This is a genomic window from Flavobacterium sp. GNP008, assembly GCF_056428965.1.
In genome coordinates, this window is sequence record NZ_JBWJVL010000001.1 from 306,947 (window position 1) to 333,314 (window position 26,368).

The 26,368-nt window shown below is 32.8% G+C and carries 24 protein-coding genes; all 24 read right to left on the minus strand.

Annotated elements, in window-relative coordinates:
• Window positions 1-6: 6 nt before the first annotated feature.
• The 24 genes from AC0608_RS01405 to AC0608_RS01520 all read right to left on the minus strand — a co-directional run bounded on the left by AC0608_RS01405 (window position 7) and on the right by AC0608_RS01520 (window position 26,219).
• Entirely contained in the window at window positions 7-1,293 is a 1,287-nt protein-coding gene (locus AC0608_RS01405) for an O-antigen polymerase (RefSeq protein WP_478287888.1), read from the minus strand.
• Window positions 1,294-1,330: 37 nt separating this feature from the next.
• Window positions 1,331-2,614, minus strand: a complete 1,284-nt coding sequence (locus AC0608_RS01410) for a capsular polysaccharide export protein, LipB/KpsS family (protein WP_478287889.1) — start codon at window positions 2,612-2,614, stop codon at window positions 1,331-1,333.
• 42 nt (window positions 2,615-2,656) lie between these two features.
• Complete coding sequence (locus tag AC0608_RS01415) at window positions 2,657-4,090, minus strand: lipopolysaccharide biosynthesis protein (RefSeq protein WP_478287890.1); 1,434 nt, start codon at window positions 4,088-4,090, stop codon at window positions 2,657-2,659.
• A 32-nt stretch (window positions 4,091-4,122) separates the two neighbouring features.
• Window positions 4,123-5,058, minus strand: coding sequence for a TIGR00180 family glycosyltransferase (locus AC0608_RS01420; protein WP_478287891.1), 936 nt, complete (start codon window positions 5,056-5,058; stop codon window positions 4,123-4,125).
• A 39-nt stretch (window positions 5,059-5,097) separates the two neighbouring features.
• Window positions 5,098-6,402: a lipopolysaccharide biosynthesis protein RfbH gene (gene rfbH / locus AC0608_RS01425; protein WP_478287892.1), complete on the minus strand. Its 1,305-nt coding sequence runs from the start codon at window positions 6,400-6,402 to the stop codon at window positions 5,098-5,100.
• A 43-nt stretch (window positions 6,403-6,445) separates the two neighbouring features.
• Entirely contained in the window at window positions 6,446-7,807 is a 1,362-nt protein-coding gene (locus AC0608_RS01430) for a protoporphyrinogen/coproporphyrinogen oxidase (protein WP_478287893.1), read from the minus strand.
• Window positions 7,804-8,679: an NAD-dependent epimerase/dehydratase family protein gene (locus AC0608_RS01435; RefSeq protein WP_478287894.1), complete on the minus strand. Its 876-nt coding sequence runs from the start codon at window positions 8,677-8,679 to the stop codon at window positions 7,804-7,806. Before AC0608_RS01435 ends, AC0608_RS01430 begins: the two co-directional genes overlap by 4 nt.
• Window positions 8,679-9,215: a dTDP-4-dehydrorhamnose 3,5-epimerase family protein gene (locus AC0608_RS01440; protein ID WP_478287895.1), complete on the minus strand. Its 537-nt coding sequence runs from the start codon at window positions 9,213-9,215 to the stop codon at window positions 8,679-8,681. Before AC0608_RS01440 ends, AC0608_RS01435 begins: the two co-directional genes overlap by 1 nt.
• A 6-nt stretch (window positions 9,216-9,221) precedes the next feature.
• A complete protein-coding gene (rfbG, locus tag AC0608_RS01445; protein WP_478287896.1) occupies window positions 9,222-10,310 on the minus strand; it encodes a CDP-glucose 4,6-dehydratase in 1,089 nt (362 codons plus the stop codon).
• Window positions 10,304-11,080: a glucose-1-phosphate cytidylyltransferase gene (gene rfbF, locus AC0608_RS01450; RefSeq protein WP_478287897.1), complete on the minus strand. Its 777-nt coding sequence runs from the start codon at window positions 11,078-11,080 to the stop codon at window positions 10,304-10,306. The genes rfbG and rfbF overlap by 7 nt, the downstream gene beginning before the upstream one ends.
• A gap of 27 nt (window positions 11,081-11,107) precedes the next feature.
• Complete coding sequence (locus AC0608_RS01455; RefSeq protein ID WP_478287898.1) at window positions 11,108-12,139, minus strand: flavin reductase family protein; 1,032 nt, start codon at window positions 12,137-12,139, stop codon at window positions 11,108-11,110.
• A gap of 40 nt (window positions 12,140-12,179) precedes the next feature.
• Window positions 12,180-13,127 (minus strand): Gfo/Idh/MocA family oxidoreductase, encoded by a 948-nt coding sequence (locus AC0608_RS01460; protein WP_478287899.1) that lies wholly within the window; start codon window positions 13,125-13,127, stop codon window positions 12,180-12,182.
• Window positions 13,127-14,098, minus strand: coding sequence for a Gfo/Idh/MocA family oxidoreductase (locus AC0608_RS01465; RefSeq protein ID WP_478287900.1), 972 nt, complete (start codon window positions 14,096-14,098; stop codon window positions 13,127-13,129). The genes AC0608_RS01460 and AC0608_RS01465 overlap by 1 nt, the downstream gene beginning before the upstream one ends.
• The gene (locus AC0608_RS01470) at window positions 14,095-14,838 is read right to left on the minus strand and encodes an SDR family oxidoreductase (RefSeq protein ID WP_478287901.1); all 744 of its coding nucleotides are present in this window, start codon (window positions 14,836-14,838) and stop codon (window positions 14,095-14,097) included. The genes AC0608_RS01465 and AC0608_RS01470 overlap by 4 nt, the downstream gene beginning before the upstream one ends.
• On the minus strand, window positions 14,828-15,751 hold the full coding sequence (locus AC0608_RS01475) for a Gfo/Idh/MocA family protein (RefSeq protein WP_478287902.1): 924 nt from the start codon (window positions 15,749-15,751) through the stop codon (window positions 14,828-14,830). Before AC0608_RS01475 ends, AC0608_RS01470 begins: the two co-directional genes overlap by 11 nt.
• The gene (locus AC0608_RS01480; protein WP_478287903.1) at window positions 15,748-16,470 is read right to left on the minus strand and encodes an acylneuraminate cytidylyltransferase family protein; all 723 of its coding nucleotides are present in this window, start codon (window positions 16,468-16,470) and stop codon (window positions 15,748-15,750) included. Before AC0608_RS01480 ends, AC0608_RS01475 begins: the two co-directional genes overlap by 4 nt.
• A 1-nt stretch (window position 16,471) precedes the next feature.
• Entirely contained in the window at window positions 16,472-17,518 is a 1,047-nt protein-coding gene (locus AC0608_RS01485; protein ID WP_478287904.1) for a nucleotidyltransferase family protein, read from the minus strand.
• A complete protein-coding gene (neuC, locus tag AC0608_RS01490) occupies window positions 17,505-18,617 on the minus strand; it encodes a UDP-N-acetylglucosamine 2-epimerase (protein ID WP_478287905.1) in 1,113 nt (370 codons plus the stop codon). The genes AC0608_RS01485 and neuC overlap by 14 nt, the downstream gene beginning before the upstream one ends.
• The gene (neuB, locus tag AC0608_RS01495) at window positions 18,614-19,636 is read right to left on the minus strand and encodes an N-acetylneuraminate synthase (RefSeq protein ID WP_478287906.1); all 1,023 of its coding nucleotides are present in this window, start codon (window positions 19,634-19,636) and stop codon (window positions 18,614-18,616) included. Before neuB ends, neuC begins: the two co-directional genes overlap by 4 nt.
• Before the next feature lie 2 nt (window positions 19,637-19,638).
• Window positions 19,639-20,262, minus strand: a complete 624-nt coding sequence (locus tag AC0608_RS01500) for an acetyltransferase (protein WP_478287907.1) — start codon at window positions 20,260-20,262, stop codon at window positions 19,639-19,641.
• Window positions 20,252-21,394 (minus strand): LegC family aminotransferase, encoded by a 1,143-nt coding sequence (locus AC0608_RS01505; RefSeq protein WP_478287908.1) that lies wholly within the window; start codon window positions 21,392-21,394, stop codon window positions 20,252-20,254. Before AC0608_RS01505 ends, AC0608_RS01500 begins: the two co-directional genes overlap by 11 nt.
• 2 nt (window positions 21,395-21,396) lie before the next feature.
• Window positions 21,397-22,584, minus strand: a complete 1,188-nt coding sequence (locus tag AC0608_RS01510) for a UDP-N-acetylglucosamine 4,6-dehydratase (RefSeq protein WP_478287909.1) — start codon at window positions 22,582-22,584, stop codon at window positions 21,397-21,399.
• Window positions 22,585-22,620: 36 nt separating this feature from the next.
• Window positions 22,621-23,691: a Wzz/FepE/Etk N-terminal domain-containing protein gene (locus tag AC0608_RS01515; protein WP_478287910.1), complete on the minus strand. Its 1,071-nt coding sequence runs from the start codon at window positions 23,689-23,691 to the stop codon at window positions 22,621-22,623.
• A gap of 116 nt (window positions 23,692-23,807) precedes the next feature.
• A complete protein-coding gene (locus AC0608_RS01520; RefSeq protein ID WP_478287911.1) occupies window positions 23,808-26,219 on the minus strand; it encodes an SLBB domain-containing protein in 2,412 nt (803 codons plus the stop codon).
• Window positions 26,220-26,368: the final 149 nt, after the last annotated feature.

The following is a 26,368-nucleotide window of genomic DNA, read 5'->3' on the forward strand; positions in this document are numbered from 1 at the left end:
TATTAATTATTTATGATTATTTTTTTCATTAATATCAATTAATTTAGCTTGAGAATTAGTTCCAAAAGAAATTTTCATATAAATAAAAACTGGTATTGACAACAACAATGGTATTACAATACCTCCGACAGCAGAATAAAATATCGCTAACAACGGAAGCTGAATTAATAACACTACTAAAAACAAATTCAGCAAAGATATTTGATTATTCTTAGGTTTTAATCTATTAATAATTAAATAATAAATTAAAGAAAAAACTATTGCTAGAACATATCCTAAATCATAAACAGTATAAGCAACAAACCCATTAAAAGTGTACCAGTGCAACGGCCATAATTGCTGTCTTAAAGCACTATAAGCACTCGGGTCATAGCTAATAACACCATATTGTCCCAAGAGACCTAAAACAGATTGGAATGAAATTTGACCATTAAAAGTTTTAAAATTATACGAATTAAGTACGTACATATTATTATAATACCACTGCGACAAGTAATCAAAATAACTATAAAGAACTGGATCTTGTATAAATGAATTAGCCGGAATAGTTTCGGCATATGAATTATCTGTAGTAAAACGTTTAACGCTGATATTTACAAAGTAAACAACCATTAAACCCAGCAATAAAAACATTATATTTTTAATATATTTCTTAACTCTATTTTCAAGAGTTCCATAAAGAATAATAAGAAAAGCAATATAAATAAAGGCATAATGAACAAATACCGAGCGTGAAAAATAGGTTAGACCAAATAAAATAATATTCAAAGAGAAAATAAAACACCAAAATGACAAACGATAATTTCTCTTAGATAAATAGTAAAAATGCAATGGAATCAGGAAATAACTAAAACCATACATATAAGCGGACAGAATTATTGCTCTAACATCAAAAGGAAGACTATAATAAAAATCATCCGAGACACCTTCAGCATATTTAAAAGCATTAATGTCCTCTACGAATAAAAACACAAATATTGAAGTAGCTGAAAAAGTAATAAAAGGAAAAATAGAAATTGTTATGAGAAATCTTGTTAGTTTTTTTAGCTTTATTTCATTAGAATAAGATATCTCTTTTATATTTTTAAAATTTTTCCATGGAATGATGATTAAAGTTAAAATAACCATTGTCAAAATAACATTAAAAAATTTAAATAACGTATTTATAGGATAATCTTGACCTATAAGCATCATTCCTAATAAAGAGACTACTTGCAATAAAACAAAAAAAATTACAATCGATTTTGATTTAAAAAAAAGAATAAATAAGAGAATAAAATAGATTAATATCATACTGAAAAGTGCATCAAACACCCAAAATTAAAATTCATTAGTTAAACATCTCTTTAATCATCTTGGAGTCCGTCTTTTTATAAAAATCCATTTTATTTATTATTTTACCTTCTGATAAAATTTTAAATAACTCTTCTGGTAAATCGAAAAAATAAAGATTCTTAAATTGTGATAAATGCAATTGCCTTTTGTAGTTTATTTTTTTTAAAACCGCCACTTTTTTGTTTTGATTTAGAGCTTCATAAATTACTGCTGATACAATAAGTACGACTAGCTGTGATTTCCCTATCAAAATAGTAGTATCAATCTCATTTGAAATTATACTGACATTACTATTATTTTTGAAATATTCAACATATTCGTTTTTAGAATGAAACTCATTAGGATGCAATTTATATACAAATTTCAAATCAGGCCTTTCCTTTGCTGCCTTTAATGTTAGTTTGCTTAATTCACCTCCATGCACGATTGTAGAAACAATAAGTATAGAATCATCTAATTCAACTTTAGGTTTGTTACAAAAATAATCATTCCCAATCGGTATAATTTTTTTAGCAGGAACATTGAAATCTTTGCACCAATAATTCCCAAAAGTAAGTACATAATCTGGAAACAAAATGGAAGATTTAGATGTTATCCCATTAGGGTAAGAATAATCAATTTCGTCTATTTCTATACCCGCATGTTGTACCAGATACGTTTCAATATTAAGCTCTTTTGCAGCAAGTATGGAAGCTTTTGGGTTTCCTGTACAAATAATTAATTTCTTATTATTAATTAGGGAAAAGAAAGATTTGTAAAATAAATAATCACTTCCAAAATTTCTCACCAGCAAATTAATTTCATCATAAGAAATCAAACTATCTCCGAAAGTTTCAATTAAAACGGCATTGATTTTTGCATAATATTCAATTGGAATACTCTTGGATTTAGAAAATCTCCTCAAGACATCGCAAAAATCGTACATATAATTATAAGCGACTTCTTTTCCAAAAATAGGTTCTACAACAATACAATTACCATCTAAAGCATTTATAATTGGCATTGCCGATTTGTCATAATATCTACCTTCTTTATCAATATATCTTGAGGCTGTCAATATAACTATCTCACTGTTTTTCCTAAAAACACTAAAAATGAAAGAAACCAATTTAATTACTATTCTAAAATAGTCCTTAAAACCATGTTTAACATCTTCAGATAATTTTACACGATCCTTCTCTGGATAGTAATACTTCACATAAACACTATACCGTATTATATCCCATAATGGTAAATTAATCTCTTTCCCAAGCTCAAAAAGATTATTTTCCGCTTCCATTTTGTGGAATTTATGAATCAATTGCATCCTCTTTTCTTTAAGTTAATTACGTTTTAAGATATTCTTTGAAAAAAGAAAAATCACTTTTCTATCAGTCCAAAAAAGAATTGATAACAATAAACAAAAAGATGTTGCTTTTACAATTATTGCTCCAAAAATGGATTGAATATCCATGACAAAATACAATGAAACGTAAAAAGGAATAACTATAGACAAAGGAATCAACATCTGTTTAAATGGAGTGCTATGAAGTTTGACAAAATAGGCATTAATAAACCAAGCCAATACAGCCATTATGACATACGACAATACAAACGAAACAGCAGCACCAAGTTCTCCAAAAGACTTTATAAAAAAAACATTCAGCACTACATTACTTATTCCACTAACAAGTATTGTTATCGTCATAAACTGGGTTTTTTTCGTATATCCAAAATTTCTTATATAGGCAAAAGACAATTGGGAGAACACATAGCCTATTGTAAAAATTGGGATCAGATACAACGCACCAGAGAATTCTTTTTTCGCAAGCAGTAAACCGAGTTCTTTACCAAAAGAAGCAACCCCAAAAGCTACGAGTATTGTTATTTTAAAAATCTTAATAAAATCTTTGTCTAACTGAGTATAGTTTTTTGAATTCATATACTCAAAATAATAGGGATTCCAAGCCTGATGTGTTACAGCAATCGTAATATTTACAATACTACTTACTGTTAGGGCTAAATTATAAAATCCCGCTTCACTGATACCCTGTGAACTCCCTATTGCAATTTTACCAAATTGTTCTATTATCACGCCACTTAGGGCATAAGGTATTAATGGCACCGAATATGTAAATATATATTTAACATAAGAGGTGTCAAAAGACCATTTAAAATAAGGTTTTATTAAACGAATCCAAAAAAAAACGATACAAAATCCTGAAACTATTTGGCCGAGTATTTGCCCATAAAATTTATCGCTTTTAAAAACAAAAATAAAAGCTACTGAAAAAGCAAAACCAAGAAATACTCTTACAACCGAAGACAGTGCAATCTCTTTACTCCGTTTAAGAGGTCCATAAATCTGTTCAAATGTCAACCCAATTATATTCACAATTGAAATTGGAATTATTAAATAAACTACCTCTTTATCAAGCCCAACAAGAGTACCAAATTCATCCGCAAATAGAACAAGCAAAAAAGAATTGATGATAAAAAATGCTAATGCCAAAATGGAAGAAGTCCCAACGAATCGTTTAAAATCTAACTCATCTTTTTGGTCAAAAAAATATCGACTCACAGACCTGTCTGTACTAAAAGACATAACACTACCCAAGAGACCAACTACTCCCATAAAAATACTAACAACGCCATAATCTTCGGGTGTAAGTAATCGTGTGTAAACAGGTATAGAAATAAAGGCTAAAGCACTAGTTGCAACACTTGCAATAAGATAATTTCCCCCATGTTTTAAAAAGCCTGTAAAATTGGCCATTACTTATTTAAATTTAAAATCTAATTATTTATTTATCCTTGCTTTAACAATAACGTTATTGAGCTAAGATGCTCCTTACTTATCTGATCTAAAACAATTTTGGGTTCCGAATTTTGAAAAAAACCGATTTTCCTAATCATTTTTTTAATAAATTCAGGAATCATTTTACTAATACTATTTCTCAAAGAACCCGTATTCTTTTTGTACCCACTCAAGTAACTATTCATAGCCCCATCAGCACAACCAGCAAAAGTATTAAAATCAACCAACTCCTTAAATTTCTGATAATCACCATTCATCTCAGCGATTTTCATACTCATAATAGGAACATGTCTTGTTCCCCAGTGTTCTTGAATACTTATTTCTCTAATACCCCATATTTCCTTTAAAAACTTTATTCCTCCCTCATAACATGCACAAGCACCAATAACCAACTCTATGAAATTATCATTATGGAATTTAGCCTCATTTATAATTTTAAATGCATTTACCAACACTTCTTTTTCATACATTGCCCACAAAATCTGATAGTAATTTTTAAAAAACACTTCCCCATTTTTATCAGAACCTAGGTCAATATCTTCGGGAATTCTTTGATAAATAGGATAAAACTTATCGTCAAAAACCTCATTGAACCCCATATATTTGCCAACCGTTGTTTTGTAATTTTTATTTTTCGTAAGAAAATCAAAACCTTTGTACAAAGAATCAATTAGTATGAAATCATCATCCGCACACATTGCAACAAAATCAGTTTTTATTTCTAATACTGCAATTAATATCTTCTCAGCAAATTTTTTATCTGGAAGATGCATGTATTTAATATTACTAAAGAACTCTCCTTTGTATTTTTCAGGACTTGAGTCACAATAAATCACTTCTGCTTGTAAATCTTTAAAGTACTCCATTGAGCGTTTTAAATAGTGATGCCTATTATGTGTTGGTATTATTAATGTAAAATTATTCATTTATTTTTAGCTAGAATATATACTCTAAAAATTTCCAAATTAAGAATTAATATAATCTCTAATAACTTGAGCCATATAATCATAATGACTTTCATTCAATCCTGGCCAAACCCCCAACCAAAAAGATTGGTTCATAATCGTATCCGTATTTGTCAAATCTCCTACCACACGATGATCAATATTAGCATAAGCAGGCTGTCTTAATAAGTTACCTCCAAACAGTAAACGAGTCCCAATCTTCTTCTCTTCTAAGTGCTGAACCAGCATGTGTCGATCTGCGGCATCACCTTCTCTAAGAGTCAGTAAAAAACCAAACCAAGAAGGATCCGAATTAGGAGTTGGTTCCGGAAGGATAAATACTTCCTCAAATTCCTTCATGCGTTCGTACAATGCAGCATAATTTTCTCTACGACGTTGAACAAATTCGTCTATTTTTTTAATTTGAGACACCCCAAAAGCAGCTTGCATATCTGTCACTTTCAAATTGAAGCCAATATGAGAATAAGTATATTTATGATCGTATCCAAAAGGTAAAGTACCTAACTGTTGATCAAAACGACAGCCACAAGTATTGTCTTTTCCTGGTTCGCAATAGCAATCTCTACCCCAGTCTCTAAAACTTTCGGCCAATTTTGACAATACTGGGTTGTTTATCAACACAGCTCCACCTTCTCCCATCGTAATATGATGTGCTGGATAAAAAGAAAAAGTAGAAATATCTCCAAAAGTTCCGGTTTTTTGTCCTTTGTAAGTAGCTCCAAGCGAATCGCAATCATCTTCTACCACCCATAGATTGTGTTTTTTGGCTACACGCATCACCTCATCCAAATCAAAAGGATTTCCTAAAGAATGAGCAATCATTATCGCTTTGGTTTTAGGACTCACCGCCGCTTCTATCATATCTGCTTTAACATTATGCGTTGCAATATCAACATCTATAAAAACAGGAATAGCACCAAATTGAATTATCGGGTTTATCGTAGTAGGAAAACCAGCAGCCACAGTAATTACTTCGTCACCTGGTTTGATAGCTCGTTCTCCTAATTTTGGAGATGTCAAAGCGTAAAAAGCAACTAAATTAGCTGACGATCCAGAGTTAACCAACAAAGCTCTATGTGCCCCAAAATATTTCGCAAAATCGTCTTCGAATTGGTTAGCAAAACGTCCTGCAGTCAACCATCCATCCATTGCAGCATCAACTCCATTTAGAATGTCTTCTTCACTTATTATTTTACCTGTCACAGGTATGTAATCTATCCCAGGTTTTATGGTTTTATTAATGTTTTTTACAATTGACGGAAGTAATTGTTTTTTTAAAGTATCATCGATATTTTTATAATCCATTTTTCTGTTTTTTATATATTTTTTTAATTTCTATAACTAAACCTTAGTTGATGTTTTCAGCAACATATTTGCCCCGAAGAACACAATCATCAGACCAATAATATTTCCATTGTCCAAATCTGCCTGCTAACATAATATCTCCTTGTTTCTCATTATTTATAGGTAATTCTTTCTTAATCCAATCTGTTGAAGGAGCCAAATCATCCTTTTCACGAATTAATCCAAAACCACATAAATAATTTAGTATTTTATCTAAAGATTGTTGTCTTTTATGATCAAATATAACATTAGCATATTTGACATAATTAGTGTTTACTTCTTCAATATACTTTTCATCTTTAATAAGTCCCATTTCAACTAGTTCCTTCGCTACTTTTTTACTTATTATCTCAACCGTTTCTGGCTGCTTCTTATACTTAGAAAAATAAACCTCTACTTGTATTCCACATTTTCCTTCAATACCATTCTCGGGAGACAATAATTCCGTAAAATTTATCCGTGTAGCATATTTATCATCATCATAAACATACAACCAAAGCGAGTCAACTGTAGCAGGATGATTGATTACAAAATTTAACAATAAAAGTTCAGAACATACTAAATCTTCTGCTGCCGCTTTTATCTCTGGGCTTGCATCAAGAAATCTTACAAACTCTGGCAAGGGCAATGTGTTAATCAATTTTGTGTAATGTTGCTCAGTACCATCTGCGAAAGAGACTGTTTTCGATTCTAGGTTTATTTTATCAACACATTTATTATAACTAACATTCATACCCTTTCTCAAAAGGTTTGTATAACTATAATACCCTCCTTTTTTTGGATAACGAACTGTAGTGATATAATGTGTAGATTTTTCAAGTGGCCCTTCAAAACCCTTTTTTACAGTTTCTACATCAGGAAAAAAAACTCTTTCGCCCACCCAATCTGTTGTCAATTGTTCGGGATCTACCGTCCAATATTTTTTCGTATAGTTTCTTACAAATTGATTCGAAAATTCATCCCCAAATGCCAATTTAATCCATTCGTCATAATTACTTGGCAAAACATTTTTATTAACTTCGCTTCTGGTTTTCAAAAAATCTGAAAGACATTTCGACCTAACAGGCTCCGGAATAGCGTGTAAATTGGACTGTGCTGGATGCGAAATCCAATGTCCTTTATAATAATTAGTCGGATAAACCGGATATTCTAAAAATTCCCCTTGCACATTCAAATCAAATAAGTCTTTAACATATTGATGTTTGGTAAAAGAAACATGAGGACCTTCATCCCATGTGAAACCATTTATCTGATGTGAATAAATATGTCCGCCAGAATAGCTATTCTTTTCAACTACTAGGCAATCATGTTTCAAATGATAAGAACAACTTATACCGGCTAGACCTGCACCTAATATCAGTATCATATATCTATCTCTTTATATTTTAATTTTAAACCAGCTTCAATTGTGATTTTTGGTTGCCAATTTAAAATTTGTTTCAATTTACCAATAGCAGCACATGCAAAATAAGTATCTCTGTCTCTCGGAGGATATGCTCCCCAATCTGCATTGATTTTTTTTCCTGTTATCTGTTCAATCATAGTGGCAACTTCTCTCAAATTATATGCTTTCCCAGTACCTAAATATAATTCTTCATTACCTACAACAGCTATATTATTAGTTAATTCAACAAAAAAATCAACTATATCCTTAATATGTATAAAATCTAAATACTGAAATCCGTCAGACATTTTTACAGGTTCTTTAGCGTCTAAAGCCTCAAATAAAATATCCATGATTTTTTTTTGACGATCAACTCCACCGTAAATAGAATATGGAATAACATGTACCACTTTAAATCTATTAACCTCAGAATAATATTTAAGGATAGATCTAAATGCTGATTTGGTTGCTGAGTACAAATAAGTAGGATTCAACATACCATCATTAAAATGATATTCTGAAAAACTACCAATATTTATAAAATACTTTAATTTAGTATTTTTTAGAGCATTTAATAATCTTGTTCCAAAAGCTATATTAGAACTTATTAATTTGTCAACATCTTCAATTTCTGATTTAGAAGTAAGATATGATGCTAGATGAATTACAATGTCTGGTTTTGCCAAAAGAATATTTTCCTCTAATTTAGAATCATCTTTTATTATAACAACTTCCTTTGGCAAATCTGAAGTGTTTCTAATAATCGCATATAACTTATGATTTGTCAATTTTATAAAAGCTGAAATCAAATTCTCGCCAACATATCCGGTTGCTCCTGTTAGAATTATATTCATCAAAAATATTTTTTATTAATATCAAAATTTTCAAAAGAAACATCACGCGTAGAAATTATAGGATTTTGGATAAGCAAATCAAATCCAAACGAATTCCACTTTACTCCTCCTTCACTTTCTTTACTCTGTACTGTCGTTGTATGATATTCTACAATTGTATCGTTTTCCAAAGACAAAAAACCATGTGCAAATCCTTTTCCTATATACATTCCTTTTCGATTTTTATCAGAAAGTTCAATTGTAAAATATTTCCCATACGTTTTGGAATGAAATCTCAAATCTAGAACTATATCCAAAATTGCTCCTTTAACAACATAAACCAACTTTTCATGATCATTCGGACTGTATTGAAAATGCATCCCTCTAAAAACATTTTCATGCGAAACGGAATAAAAACTTTCAGCAAAATTCCATTCTAATTTGTTATCTATAAAAGTGTCCTTATATATTGTCTTAACAAATTCTCCTCTGTCATCCTTGAATGAATTATATTTCAAAACATATAAATCATTAAAATCGGTAGTCTCAATATTCATATTATTTTATAGTAAAAATGATTTTATCTGTAATTCTGTAAACTGATTAATTTGATTTCTTTTCTGAACAAACTCACTATACCAATCCATCGTCATATTCACTGCTTGTCTAGCATTCATTTTGGGTTGCCATTTTAATTCAGCTATAGCTTTACTAATGTCCAGCTTCAACAATCCCGCTTCATGTGGCTGACCCTCAACATACTCCACAATGTATTCACCTTTTCCCCAACTCTCTATAGCCAATTGCAACATTTCTTCCACTGACAACGCATCCGACAATTGTGGCCCAAAATTATAAGCCTCGCTATACTTTGCTGGCTCAGCACATATTTGTGCTCCCAATAGCAGATACCCTATCACTGGTTCCAAAACGTGTTGCCATGGCCTGATGGATTGTGGATTTCTAATTACCACTGGTTTTTCAACAGCAAATGCCTTAGCAATATCTGGAATCAATCGATCTTTCGACCAGTCACCTCCACCAATCACATTCCCAGCTCTTGCCACTGCTATGGCTTTTTTATGTTGGTCGTAATTTTTCATATTAAAAAATGAATTTCGGTACGAATCAATTACCAATTCAGCACAAGCCTTACTGGCGCTATAAGGATCGTATCCTCCCAATCTGTCGTTTTCACGATATGGGTAAATCCATTCGCTATTGTGATATACTTTATCAGTAGTTATAAGCACCACATCACATTTTTTATCGAGTAAACGCACGGCATCCAAAACATTGGCCGTACCAATTACGTTTACTTCAAAAGTTTCAGCAGGAATATCATAAGAAAGTCGTACGAGTGGTTGCGCTGCCAAATGAAAAACGAAATCAGGCTTAAAACTGATTAGCTCTTCTTCCAGACGTTGTTTATTTCTTAAATCGGCAATGACTGAGATACAAATTGTCTCGCCATCAATCAAATGAAACAGATCCTCTTTAGTTTGAGGTGCTAAGGCATATCCTTTGACCTCTGCTCCTAGAAGTGATAAGGTTTTTAACATCCAGGCACCTTTAAAACCAGTATGCCCAGTTAAAAAAACCTTTTTCCCTTGGTATGTACTTTTCAGTTTATGAAATAATGATTCTACCATGTTTTCCATTTTGCATTACCGGAATTCCACATAGTTTCTAACTCAATTCTATCTCTTAAAGCATCCATACATTTCCAAAATCCATTATGCTTGTATGCCGCCAGTTGTTGATCTTTAGCAATAGCTCCTAATGGTTCCTTTTCCCATTGCGTATCTTCCACATCTCCTTCTAGATATTTAAAGATTCCTGGTTCTAAAACAAAAAAACCTCCATTAATCCACATTCCATCACCCGCTGGTTTTTCTACGAAACTATCAACCTCACCTTGAGGCTTTATTTCTAAATTTCCGAAACGTCCAGGTACTTGTACACTCGTTAAAGTAGCTAATCTCCCGTGTGATTTATGAAAATCTAAAAGTGCAGATAAATTGACATCAGCTACACCATCCCCATAGGTTAACATAAATGTTTCTCCTGTTACATATTTTTCAATACGCTTCAATCTTCCCGCTGTATTGGTATGCAATCCAGTGTCTATCAATGTTACTTTGAAAGACTCAGTTTCTGAATAATGAACATTGATATTATTATTAGCTAATTCAATTGTAACATCTGAATTGTGCAAATAATAATTATAGAAGTATTCTTTGATGTAGGTTGCTTTATAGCCCAAACAAATCACAAATTCATTGTACCCATGTTGTTCATACATTTTTAGAATGTGCCATAAAATAGGTTTTCCACCAATTTCCACCATTGGTTTAGGTCTTGCTTCTGTTTCTTCCATAAGGCGCGTACCAAAACCACCTGCAAAAATTACTACTTTCATATTTTATATCGTTTTAATCTTTAAATTTTAAATCTCAACAGAAACATCATCAGTCAAAGGATAACTGCAACACAATAAATAATCTTCTTTTTCTAAATCATCTCTTTCTTTTGAAAGTCCTATCATTCGTAATTCACCTGTTTTTAATTTTCCTTTACAGGTATTGCAACTTCCAGTTTGACATGAATAAGGCAATTCTATTCCTGCATCCAGGGCTGCTTCCAAAACGCTTTTCCCTTTTTCAACGTTAACAATAGCGTCTATTCCTTGAAAATGAATATTCACGCTGTGACTAACAATATCCTCAAAATCTTTTGGATTTTTAACCAATTCAAAATCTTCCGAAAAAACATTTTCCTTTGGACATTTTAAAATGTCCAAAGCTTCTTTAATTGTGCTTTTCAAATCAACTGGACCGCAAATATAATGCTTCGTTTTCACAACATCTGCATCCTTTAGTAAATCAAATACAAACTCTTTGCTAATGCGTCCGCTTTTTACGTGATGATGATTCTCATCATGATTGTATTGGGAATGGAAATGCCAAACCCGTAAATTATTAGGATACTGTTTCACTAGTTCATCGATCAATCCTAAAAATATAGTGGATTCAAAATTCTTATTCCCATAAACCAAATTTACTTTTACGTTTGGATTCGAAATCAACATTTCTTTTATTATTGACATCAATGGTGTTATCCCACTACCAACTCCCCAAAAACAAATCCTGTCAACTATCTGGTCCTCTTCATGAATAAAATCACCCATTGGCTCCAATACTTCTACTATGTCTCCAATTTGTACAGTATCATGTATGTGATTTGAAAACATCCCCTCTGGAATCCGTTTTATAGTAGTTTCTAAAAAAGAATCTACAGAAGGAGCCGAAGAAAAAGAATATGGTCTTGAATATTTCCTTCCGTTAATCCTAATGGACAAAGTAAGGTATTGCCCTGCTTGATAATTCATTTTTCGCAAGCCTGGTTGCTTGAAACAAAGCGTGATAGTATCTTTTGTTTCTTGTCTTATATCGTGAACTTTTAAAGTAAATTTTTTCATTTATTTAAGTAACAAATATTTAATAATAAATTTCTAAGACTTAAGAAATTATTTTTGAATAAACTTCTCTTACCGTAAATAAATGCTCTTTTATATTTAACAAATTATTTTCATCGTCTTTCAAGTAAGCATCTACTTGCTTCATCAATCCTGGTTTAAATTGCAAATCTAAAGAATCATTAAATTTATGTTCTACAACTGCAACTGTTCCCTTTTCTTGGACACTAATGCTTTCCATAGGTTTCAAATATATTCTTCGCTTTTCTGTAAGTAATTCTATTGCCCATCTTCCTGCACTTTCCCAATTGGATAGATAGCTAAACAAAACACCTTTATCGGTGATTCCTGCGCCAGTAAAATTAGTTTTAGAATGCCATTTTAACTTTCCAGCTTTTGAATATCCTTGCCAGTTCGCAGGCTTCCCTGCTAAATAAAAAGCAAGGTCAACAACATGTGTGGAGTTTGCAAAAAACCAGTTTTCCTTGACACCTATTGCTTTTGTTAATGGTTCTATTTTATGTGCCCATTCTGTAAACTCAAAATGCATGGTTTGCAAACCACCATCCTCTTCAATCATTTTTTGGGCTTCTATAACAGAAGCATAAAATCTCCGATTATAGGCAACAAAAACATTATTTGAATATGGTTTTAGTTTTTCTTCGTTCTCAATTAATTCTTCAATGCTAATAGCAGCGGGCTTCTCTATTAAAACTTTGCATGGCCCTGCTTGTAAAGCTAAAAGTAACGAAGACATTAAGGCTTCTGTTCCTGTTGCTATTATTACATACGCATTTGCAGGCAAACTATTGTTGTTTATATATTCTTGAAGTCCTCCAACAAATGGTTTAACTCCCGTTTGAGATTCAAATTTTATTGCAGATTCTTCACCACGTCCTATTACCGTTGTATCATAATTTTGATCTTTTAAAACAGCGAAATAATCAATTGCCATTTGTCCCGTTCCGATAAGAAATACTTTTTTTTCCATTATGTAACAGGTAAAATTGTGGCTTGTAATTCCGTTATTTTATTATATTTTTCTAGCATTACTCTTAGAAATAACTCATGAGTGTGTCTTGCTTCATCGTATGTTGGCAATGAACAAAAATTATTTTCTAATAATCTTTCTGTAATATTGGTTGTCAATTCACTTTGATATTGAACTTTAAAAGTATCGTTTTTACAATTAAACAAATTCTTTTTTCCTAACTCATAAATTTGAGGAGTTCCCCCTTCTTGAACAATAAATCGTTGTTCATTACTAAAGATTGTTACGGTTATAGAACTCGACTCTCCTTTTAATGAGGTTATGCTAAAAAACGAGCCATCTGATAAATGTCCGGTTAATGTTCCTGCAAATTCAGCAAACCCTTTTCGGGAACTTTCTAGTAATTCATCTTCAATAGAATGTACATTTATATCTTGAATCTTTTTCCCTGACAGGTAAACAAAAAGATCTAAAAAATGTAACGCATTACAACCGAGCCCCCAGTTACCACCAACAACGCTATAAACGCTTTGACTATTTGTCTCTACATTTGCTTTAAGATTCCCATAGGATTCAAACATTCTACGAGGATGATTCACATAAGTAATTACATTATGTTTAACCAATAAATCATGAACTCTTTGATAAGCACCCAATTCTTGAAAAAGAACCTTTTCTAAAATCAAAAAGCGAACCTTATGATTCTCTAACAATTTATTGATAACTGACTCCCTTATATTGGCATTGGTTGCAACAATTACCATATCAAAAAAACTGGGCAACTTTTCCCAAGATTGAGTATAAATTACTTCATGCTTGTGAGTTATTTCCTTCTCTCTTTCTTGTGCAATTTTCAGTGAGTCGATAGATGGATCCAAAACATAGATTTCTAATTCACCTAAATATTTAACTAATCCCTGAAGATGCCTGCTTCCTAATTGCCCCGCACCGATTATTAAACTTGTTTTCATATTGCAGTCCACCCTCCGTCTACTATTAAATTCTGTCCAGTTATGTATTTTGCTTCATCAGACAACAAAAAGGATACTGCAGGTGCTATATCATCCGGATTTCCCATTCTGCCCATTGGAACTTTTTTCTCGTAGTTGGCTACAAAAGTCTCATGCTGATTATCAAAAATACCGCCCGGAGAAACACAATTTACCCGTACACCTTGTCTCCCATAATAAGAAGCCAAATACCTTGTAAAATTAATCACCCCGCCTTTTATAGCTGAATAAGGTGCTGCTGTATTGATACTTGTATTTTCATACATAGTCAAATCATTTCCAACTACCCCATAAATAGAAGTCATATTTACAATTGATCCTTTTGTTTTTAAGAGTTCAGGCATTATCTTTTGGATAAACAAAAAAGTGGTATTCATTTGCATATCCACATTTTTTTGCCAAGATTCGTATGTAATATCCTCAAATTTTGTCCCCCAATCTTTGGTTCTTGGATAAGCATTATTGACCAAACCATCTATTTTACCATAAAAATCGGTTACCAATTTTATCGCTTTTACAATAGATTCCTCAGAAGTGATATCAACAGAAAGAGTATTTTTTTCAAAATCTGTGCCTACGTTAATATCCGCATTAATTGCTGTGGCTCCTTTAGTTTCAAGATCTTTTATAATTTCCTTGCCTAATAATCCGGAACCTCCTGTAACAATTATTATTTTATCTTTTAATCTATTATTCGTCATTCAAACAAATTTTTAAAATTTCTACAGATGCTGCAAAACTATTCATTGGTACTTGATTGTTTTTCAAACAACCAATAAAGTACTCTAATTGAAACAAATAAGTGTCTTTTACACTGAAATCTATTGCTTGAAACAAATATTCACCAGCATCATTTTTTATTTCATTCTTTATCAAATCAGCCGTCAAAGTATCCTCATCCAAAACAATTTCTATCTCCCGTTTTGGTTTTCTCCTATAATAATTCAAAACTATATTTGCTGTAAAAGAATCATATTCTAATACATAATTAGCATAATCAACCGCATCAATTTCCAAACTTGAAATATTTCGCAAAATTGATTTACTTTTACTAGGCAATCCAAAAAGCCATGTAGTATAATCTAATTCATGAAATAAATCCAAATGCACACCTCCACCCATTGCCGCATTGGCACTGTATATTGTTCTAAAATCCTTTCCTGCTCTCCAATCTGGCAAATAAGAACCACAATACACATTAAGTTCATTAACTCTTAAGCGTTCTGTCTCTAATTTCATTTTTAAGAATGCAATACAAGGATGAAATCTAAGATTGCAAGCAACATAAGTCACTATTTTTTTATCTTCAATTAGCTGAACTAATTCTTTTGCATTTTCAAGGCTGTGAATTGCTGGTTTTTCGATAAACAAAGGAATTCCTTTACGGGCTAATTTCTCAATATACTTATGATGCAAATTAGTTGGATTTGAGATAATAGCAAAATCAAATACAACTGTACTATTCTCTAAATCATAAATATTCTCAACATCTTCTTCAATAAAAGCATTTAAGTTGGAACGCAATGCATAAATCTCAGCATCAACTTTCAAAGATTGCAAAGCTGTAATATGTTTTCTTGCAATAGATCCTAAGCCAATAATCAAGACGTTCATAATTCGAAATCTAGTTTGTTATTTTGCAACAAATACTCCATAAACAAGAAATCTACTGGATGATCTAAATCAAAACAAATGTGATCCATTGCATAAATCAAAGATTTGTCAGTAATCGCACTTTTTGAATCTGTATCAAAAAAAGAGCGTCTATACCAATAAAAAGAAGCGTTCAAATCATATACTTTTGGTGCCGATTGACGTGTCATTACGCTACCGTCAGGATTGGTTTTAACTAAAGAATAAAAACCATTACCGTTTTCTTCAACCATATTAAAATACGGATTTCGAGCCGCATTATTTACCGAAAATAAATTTTTAGCTTCTGAGTTAGCAATCATCAGCTCTAATGCTTTTTCCACGTCCACTAATGTTCTTAATGGAGAAGTAACGTCCAAATCTAGAACAAAATCATATTTATAATCAACCAAAAACTCCTCGTATAACAATAAATCTTTAATTGTATCGATTTTACCCGCTACATCGGTAGCTAAATAGTCTGGTCTTACATATTCTGTAAGAATACCATGAGCAGCTGCTACGGTCTTTATTTCAGAATCATCTGTGGATAAAGCTACTTTTGCATTCCATTTCGCTTTCAATTTGTTCGTCAAATCAATTGAATAAGCAATAAGTGACTTGCCTGCTATCAACTTGATATTTTTCCCTGGAATTCCTTTAGAACCACCACGGGCACAAAGGGTAATTAATATGTTCATCTTAAAACTTAATATTATGTATATCTATGTGAGCCTTTTCAAAATCTTCATGTTTCCCCACATCCAACCAATAACCCGAAAAAGGAAAAGAAATAACTTTTAGATTATTATTAATCAATTCTTGCATTAAATCGGGAGCGTCAAAAAAAGTGTTTTTCGGAATATACTTCAACATTTCTTTTTTCATCAAATAAATTCCCCCATTAGAATAATAGGTATAAGTTGGTTTTTCCTTAAAACTTTTTACGGTCCCATTATTGGTTTCCAAAACAGCATAAGGAATACTTACTTGATATGGTATGGTTAAAACAGCTAAATCAGCATCTTGCTTAATAAACTCAAGAAAAAACTGTTCGTAATCGATGTTGGTTAACAAATCGGAATTGGTCACCAATATATAATCGTGCTCGAAATTTTTAATTTTAGAAACCGCTCCAATGGTTCCTAAGGGTTCTTTTTCCCAGACATATTCTATTTTAATATTTTTTTCTACTCCTTGACCAAAGTGACTTTCAATTTGTTCACCTAAATATTTAACCGAAATCCAAAAATCATCAATGCCAAACAAAGTCAATCGATCCAAATTGTGCTCCATAATGGCCTTATTCCCTACTTTTAAAAGTGGCTTTGGAATGGTATCTGTCAAAGGATGCAAACGTTGTCCTCTACCGCCTGCCATAATCACAGCATCTATAGGTAAATAGGACCTTATCTTTCTAAAATTAATAACATTGACAACTCTATGATTTTCATCAACTACGGGCACAATTCTGAAATCGCCTTCACGGTATTCAATAATTTTTTCTAGATTATTTTCGCCTTTGGTGATATATCTTGGGTTTTCTTGAATAATATCATCAATATTACTATCTATTGTAAATCCTTTGAGTAAACCACGTCTTACATCTCCATCTGTAAGTGCTCCAATTAATTTATCATCAACACCTACTACAAAAAGAATAGCGTCTTGAGATAATTCATTAAATAGTAGTAAGGCCTCTTTTACTTTACTTCCTGAAAGAATTAAATGGTCTTTATATACTCTCATAAAATTCTTTTACGATTTTAATTATGTTATCGGCTACTCCCTCTTTGAAATAAACATTTTCTCCATTGTATTCTTCGAAACTCATGGCTTTGGCAACAGCTACAATCATAGCCGTTTCTTCAAATTCACAATTCAAAACATTATCACTTTGAACTCTTCCTTTTTGACGGTCTCCCACATTAACTACGTACTTCCCAAATGATGCCGCTTCTAAAATCCCGCTGGAAGTATTACCTATCAAAATTTTAGCATAATGCATAGCTGAAAAATAATTAACCTTTCCAAAGTTTTCAATCAACAAAAATCGGTCAGAAAATTTATTTTTCAATTTTTCAATGACTTCTCTATAAACCGATCCCTGAGTATCGGCATTCGGCATTGTGATAATTATAAATATTTTTTCAGAAATCGTTGCCAAGGCATTTTTCATTTCTTGGGCATATCGAGCATTATCTTGTAAAGACATTGTCTCTGGATGAAAAGTCACTAGGACAAATTCTTCATTAGGTATACTGAATTTTTCGAAGAAAGCAACTCTATCTATCGGGACAAAGGCTTTACTATCATTCAAACTCAAAGAACCAACGTCAAAAACACTCTCTGATGAACCAATCAAATCGATTACTTTTTCTCTAAAAATAGCCGTAGCTGTAAAATGTAACTTTGACGCTAGTGTAATCTGATGACGGTACACATTATCTATCGCCCCCAATGTAGTTTCTCCTCCATGTAGGTGAGTAAATTTTACCCCAAAAGGAATTCCTGCCTGTACTGCAGCACTCATTTCAAAACGATCGCCCAAACAAAACACCAAATCATATCTATGACTTACCCAAAAGTCCGAAAACTTCAACACCGTCAAACCATAGGAAGACGAAATAGATTGTTCATCATCATTTGAAATCAATGAGGAAATGGTATGAATACAAGTATATCCATCCTTCTCAATATCATTTAGTGTGTATCCGTGGCTTTTTGACAAATGGGTCCCGAAAGCAATAATTTCCATTTCAAAAAAAGAATCACTTTTCATTTTTTGAAGCAAGGGAAGATATATTCCGTAATCGGCTCTTGAACTGGTTAATATACCTATTCTCATATAAAATCTGAAAATAATAATTTATCAAATTCGTTTTTATAGATATTTAACTTTTTACCTATAATATTTTCCCATTCCATTGGAGAAATTCCATCTCCTGGTCGTAATGAAATAATATCACCATCAGTAATAATATGCCCTTTTGATAAATTCTTATTAATATGAATACTTTTTCTAGCAATCGCTATGTTCTTTGTTTCACTTTCGCTTGGCTTTTTTTCACCATCTCCACTCATTGCCAATTCTATGTTGCGTATTGCAGTAACCATCTCCTTTAATTCAGTTGGTTCTAATGAAGCCACATGATCGGGTCCTGGTAAAGTTCTATCCAAAGTAAAATGTTTTTCAATTATTGTAGCTCCCAATGCAACTGCTGCAATAGGCACTTCAATACCAAGCGTGTGGTCTGAATATCCTATTTGCAATCCAAATTTTTCTCGAATAGCCAACATTGCCTTAAGATTAACATCTTGCATAGGCGTTGGATATTCTGTATTGCAATGCAAAATAGAAATAAACTCTTTATTCAAACCAAATTTCACTAAAACATCGAGCGCTTGTTTGATTTCCATTTCGGAACACATACCTGTTGACATAACAACTGGTTTTCCGCATAATGCAACTGCTTTTAAATAGGGATAATTGGTTATTTCTCCACTTGGAATTTTAAAAAAAGAAAGCCCTAAATTATTAAGGTAATTTACCCCTTCTACATCAAATGCTGTAGAGAAAAACTTTATGCTTTTTTCTGAGCAATAAGACATTAACTCTAAGTGATTTTCGTGACTCAACTCTAAATTCTTCAACATAGCATATTGAGAGTCATCACCGTCATTGATATTCACACTCTGATATTCCGCTTTTTTGGCCGATCTACTTACTAAACTATCGGCTTTAAAAGTTTGAAATTTAACATAATCTACACCCGCATCTACCGCCACATCAATTAACTTTTTAGCTACTTGAATGTCTCCATTATGATTTACACCAGCTTCGGCTATAATAATTACTTTGTTCATATTTAAATTATTCTGCCTGGATTACCAACTACTTTTTTTCCGTCGGGTATATTAGTAATAACAACAGTTCCTGCTCCTATTACAACATCTTTTCCAACAACAATTCCTTGTTTTATTACCGCATTGGCTCCCACAAATGTCCTCTCACCAATACTAACATTTCCTGCTAGAACTGCTCCAGGTGCGATATGAACCGCATCTGCTAAAACACATTCGTGCTCGATGATACAGCCAGTATTTAAGATTACATTTTTTCCAACTACTGCAAATGCATTGACAATAACATTTTTATTAATAAAACTGCCGTTCCCAACAACAACGCTCTTTGAAATGTTAGCCGTTTTATGCATAATCGTTTCAACTGTCTTTCCTTTACTTTCAATCAAATTAGCAATATTTTGTCTCAACTTATTATCGCCTATTCCGAGAACAAAAATAACTTCTTTTTGCCATCCTATAAAATCATCATTCTTTTCAAATCCTAAATATGATAAATTATAAGGGTCTGAAACCATTTTTTTTTTGTCTGAATAACCAATAATTCCTAAGCCATTTTCTAAAGCCGTTTCAACAACCACAAAAGCATGCCCCGAATACCCGATAAGAATTGCTTCCCTATCTAACACTACTCGGTATATTTACAATTCGTTCTTCTAAGAATTCCGCATTTACATTCTCATCTCTTTGACAATGGGCATACATCGGCAAACGGTACATCAACTGCCATATTGGTCGAGTCATCACTCCATTGGCATTAGTAGTTTCTAAAAACAAATCCCGTTCAGCTTTGTTTTCCAACTCTACACACATCAACCAATAGTTAGCTTTAGTCTCGGGTGTTTCGGTTCTAAATTTTATTCCTTTTGTCGCAAAGAAAAATTGATACTCCTTTGCTAATTTTCTTTTATTTTCTAAAAAACTTTCCAACTGTTCCAATTGGGCACATGCCAAAGCTGCATTCAAGTTAGGCATTCTGAAATTATAACCCATTTCATCATGCACATATTCATAAGGATGTGGAATTTTGGCCGTAGTGGTTAAATATTTTCCTTTCTCTCCTATTGAAATGTCGTTAGTAACAATAGCACCTCCACCTCCGCAAGTCACTATCTTATTCCCGTTAAATGAAAAAACACCAACCTTTCCTAAACTCCCTGTTGGCTTTCCTTTGTACTCGCTACCTAAAGATTCGGCAGCATCTTCCACCATCGGGATTTTCCAAACGTTACAAACGGCAATCAATTCGTCTAAATGTATCGGAAATCCAAAAGTATGCATCGGTACACAAGCACTTATTTTTTTTCCTGTCTTTTTATTATAACAACCGTCCTGGCGCAAGTCGCCAAATTCTTCTAAAAATAAAGTAACAGCTTTAGGCGATAATCCCATAGTATCTAAATCAACATCTAAAAAAACAGGTGTTGCGTTTTGATAGACTATAGCATTGGCAGTAGCAACAAAAGTCAAGGCTTGTGTCAATACTTCATCCCCCGCTTTCACACCTACCAAACGTAATGCCACTTGAATTCCAGCAGTACCATTGACAACCGCAACTGCTTTTTGCGTTTGGGTAATGGCTTGCATCATAGACTCAAATTGATCTACATAGGCCCCCACAGAGGACACAAAAGTAGAATCAATAGTTTCTAACAAGTATTTTTTTTCGTTACCTCCAAAATGAGGAACGTGCAACGGAATAAAACTTTCCGTTTTATACTGAGTTTTTATAAAGGATATAACCGAATTAAAATCTGCCATAATTACATTTTTGAATCTAAATATTTACCCGTTTCTTTATGTCCAAAATTAGGAATCATATCATGAAACAAATCGACTATTTCTTCTTTACTCCATTTTTTATCTGCTTTCATCTGAGTAATTTTGGTCGTGAAATTTTCTAATTTAGATTGGTCAAAGTTAGCTTCATTTTTAATAATCCCTAAATTTTCAAACCGCTCCATATCCAAAACTTCTTTATCAGTAAAAAACTCTTCAAAATCTTTTTCTCCTGTAGTGTCACTGGCCGTAAACAAACAAGGCCATTTTTTTTGCGCAATCAAGTCTTCCACACTATTTCTAGCTTCCTCTTCCGATTCACACAAATAGGGTTTATATCCAATTTCGGTCAAATATTTCACTGCAATATCGGCGAAAGAAATTAAATGCAAATTCTCGCTTAGCTTAGGAAAGAAAATATCTCTATTCTCACCAAAAACACAGGACATCAAACATAATTCGCCTGATTCTTTTGGAGTCACAAAATAACGTTTAATATCATTTGGAGCCACTATAGGCTGTTTTTTCAAAATTCTCTGATTAAATCCATGCAATAACGAGCCATCCGAAAAGGCCACATTCGCAAAACGAGCCGTGGAAATTTTTATTTGTTGGCTTTTTCGCATCAAATACATTTCCATGATGCGCTTGGAAGCCCCCATCATATTTACGGGATTGGCAGCCTTATCGGTAGAAACACAGAAATATTTTTTGGTTCCATTTTCTATCGATTGTTGTAAAGTTTTCTCAGTATTGAAAACATTCACATCAATCATCCTCATTAAAGTGAAAGGATCTTTTTCGCTACGCACATGTTTTAAAGCCGAGAGATTTAAAACATAATCGTATTTTCCATCCGAATTTATGAAAGTGTCATATTCAACAGATCCAATATCCAAGGCAAAAGTTTGAAAATCTCCATCTATATATCCGTACGAACTCCTCAAATCCCTAACCAGTTCCACCATATTGTTTTCGCTGATATCAACTACATGCAATTTTGATGGATTACGTTTGAATATTTCTTTGGTTACGGCTTGACCTATGGATCCAGCGCCACCGATTACTAAGAAAGAAGAATTACTAACTATTTTAGATATTTCATTTTCATAAGTTGAAATATCTTTTTCAAATATTTCTTCTTCTCTGCCGATTAATTTGATAATATTCATTTTTTTCTTAAAAATATATTATTTATATCATAACAATTATTGAGTTATCGATTTCAACAGCCTCTTTACAATCAAACCCAACACCACTAAAAATCCAGTTAAAAACCCACCCAACACCAAGCCTCTTCGTTTACCAAATTTTTCTTCCTTCAAAGGCAAAATAGGCTTATCAATCACTTGAATTAATGGCGTTTCTTTGCGCAAGGTTACTTTAGCCAATTCTGATTGTTTCACTAATTCGGTTAATATAGCCGTATTCGCCTGCACATCTACTTGTCTTCTTGCTGAAGGCGCTCTTCTCACATTCAGCGCCGGATTCAAATTGAACGTATTATCATTAGCAACAGCAACTCCGGTAATGGCTCCGTTAAGTTCGTCACGAATAGAATCCGTTTGTCTTTGTAAAATTGCCATATTAATCCGAGCCTTTTTGCTTTTGGTTGTTATATAAAAATCGGAAACCTGCTTGACTAAAGCTTCGGTGAAATACTTGGAGAACAATTCATTTGCAGAATTGACATCTATTGTAATTATGGCTATTTTTTTATCTTTTTGTCCCACAGCCAATCCGGTTTTTGACAAATCTTGATATATTACCCCTAAAATACTGTCATGCACTCTGGTAAAATAGGTGCGCTTGCTATTGGGTAAAAACTGGATAGCCTTAAATTTTGGTTTATCATTCCATTGGTCTCTCCATCCTTGATTTTGAATATACATTTCAGCCAAAGAAATAGTCTCTCCATCAACAACTACAGGACTCAATAAGGTTTGTTCAACCATAGCACGGGACTTGAATAACTCAGTCAAATTAGATCCGGTAAAAATACTGCCTCCCCCTCCACCAACGTCAATACCTAGCGAACTCGCCAAACCTAAGGCACCTCCTAATCCACCGCCTGACTTCTCATCTTCTAGTGCAAAGGACAAGGTCGCAGTATATATAGGTTTTTTTATAAAAGAATAAGCCAATCCTAAACCTGCCCCTATGATTCCTGCTAGAAGTATAATTTTCCATTGCGAAACTAAATATGCATACCATTCTCTACCTTTTTCCAGTAATTCCTTTAAAGAAATTTCGTCGTTGGCTGTATTTTGTTCGTTCATTGTATCAAGATTTTACGCTTGTATTAGTTTATTATTGAGAGATTCTATTTAAAAACGGTTATTGACAATAACCTGCTGGCAGTTTTTGAAGAAATGTAAACAGCTACTGATCACTATTACCTGATTAAAGCGATTACAATCCCTGCCAAACTCGCTAATACTCCCGCGATACTGACAAACTCTCCTGTACTCATTTTTTTAGTTTCTGGCTTTTCAGGCACTATAATTTGAGAACCCGGTTTCACTTTGGGATAGGATCTAATAAATAGAAATGAACTGGCTACATCCGCCTTACCATTTGGATATATGATATACGCTTTTTTCTTCAATCCTTTATTGTCTATTCCCCCAACAGCATCTATATAATATCCGAATCGTTTACCTTTTGTATACGGAATCTCTGACGTTAACAATACATTACCCGTTACTTTTACACCTTCATTAAAAGCTGCTACTTCAATTTCATCTCCTGGAAATAAAGTCACATTAGTGTTGCTTTCCGGATTCTTAACAATTGCTTTCCAATCCACTGGTATGGTGGCAAATTTTAAATCTTCTTTTAGTTTTTTAGTGAGCTTGTTTCGGATACTGTCTTTTTTACCCAAGTTCAGATTTACATTTTCAAGATCTTCAATTTGTTTGGCTTGAATAGGTCTCTTAATCTTAACTCCTTCTACATTAGCAACTCCTGTCAAGCCTCCAGCTCGTTTAATAATATCGTATACTTTATCCTTTTTATTCGCTAAAACATATTTTCCTGCATAATGTACAGCTCCACTTACTACAACCATTTCTGGTTTGTCATAAACGGCCATTTTACGAATATTAATCACATCAAATGGTTGCAACTCAAAGTTTTTTAATTGCTCATTGTTAGCAGCAGTAATTTCAATATTAAACAATTCCGCTTTAATCGGATTTGCATCATCTATTTCTTCTGATTTTATCATTCGCGCTACCTCTACTCTTTTAGAAGCTGAACCTGTCAACCCACCTGCCTGAACCAATAAATCGTTCAAAGTATGATTCTCATAATACTGATAAACACCTGGATTTTTAATCTCCCCATCAATGGTTATTTTATAGTCTTCTACAAAATCTAAAATAGAATATACAGTTACAAAGTCCTCTTTAAATAATGTAATATCAGCTGCTAGATCACCTTGCAAGGCTTTAGCCAAATTGACATTAACGATTTCCGTAGTCAAATCGGGTTTTAATCTAATAATTCGCGCTCTATTGCTATAAGCATCTTCTTTTAACCCTTCCGCCTTTGCGACCAAATCGGATACGCGCATGCCTTCGTAAAAAGAATAGGTATCAGGTCTAAAAACAGCACCTTCAATTTTTATACGGTTTTCAAAACGATTTAAAATCTTAGATACTCGGAAAACATCACCCGAAAGCGGCTTATAATTATCAAATTCAGAATCCCTAATATCGCTTACTTTAAATTCTTTATTTGTTTTTTGCAGTACATTCACCGAAGCAGTGTATGCAAATTCATTAAACCCAGAAGCAAAAGATAATAAATCCGAAAATGTCTCTCCTCTTTTCATTTCAAAAATCCCAGGGCGTTTTACCTGACCTTCTATAATAACTCTTTGATTATACGCAGGAATTCGAATGACATCATTATCCTTCAAACCTACATTGTCCGATTGATTTCCATTGACAAGAAAGCGATAAATATCAATGTTTTTATAGACTTTATTATCTCGCAACAATTCAATATTTCTATAACTACCATTCTTCGCGGGACCTCCACCTAAAAACAAAGCATTATAAACAGTAGCCAAAGAAGATATGGAATAATTACCGGGTTGCCTACTACCAATAATAGTGACCCTAATTGTTCTGATGCGACTCAAACTCACTGCAACTTGAGATTGTCCAGATCCTACTGTACTATATACTCTTGCAATAGCACCTTTTATTTTTTGAGTGGCAGCCTCAATCGTCATTCCAGAAACAGAAATCTGACCAATATATTGAATGGTTATTTTACCTTCTGTAGATACCGGAATACTTGCATTAAATTCTTGCACTCCATACACACTAACTTGTAATTCATCACCAGGACCTAAGACGTAATTTACTGGGGTAGCCAGTTTTAAATTGGGTTCAAAATTCAAAGTAGGATTATCGAAAAGCTCTGAACCAAAAATTAAAGCATTTAGCGTATCTTTCACTTTAGCATTGACGATTTTTTCTTGTTTTCTATCTCCTACTTCACTCGTATTAGTATTATTTGAAACACCTGTTGACGATGATAGACCCGCAATTCGAGTTCTTAATTTAGCAAACTCCGAAGCGGGCATTCCTTTGGCTAGGGCCATTGGCTCTGCTTGCTCTAGTGTAAGATTATTATTTTGCAACTGTGCTTGAATTTTTGCGATGTCACCTTCAGTTAAATTATCTACTTTTAGAGTAGTCAAATCAGTACTTTTCAACAAGTCCTGTGCAAGTAGATTTGAAGATTGAAAAAAAGCAAATAACAATAAAAGAGTAGCAATTATTTTTCTCATAAGTAATGTGTAAAAATGTATGTTTTTTTAATTCGAAATATTTTAAACACTATTTTAAAATATAATATTTTTATGTAAATAAAGATAAAACAAACAACTTTTTATAGTTTTATTGTAGCAAAGTTCTATTTACTTTATCCTATTTTATT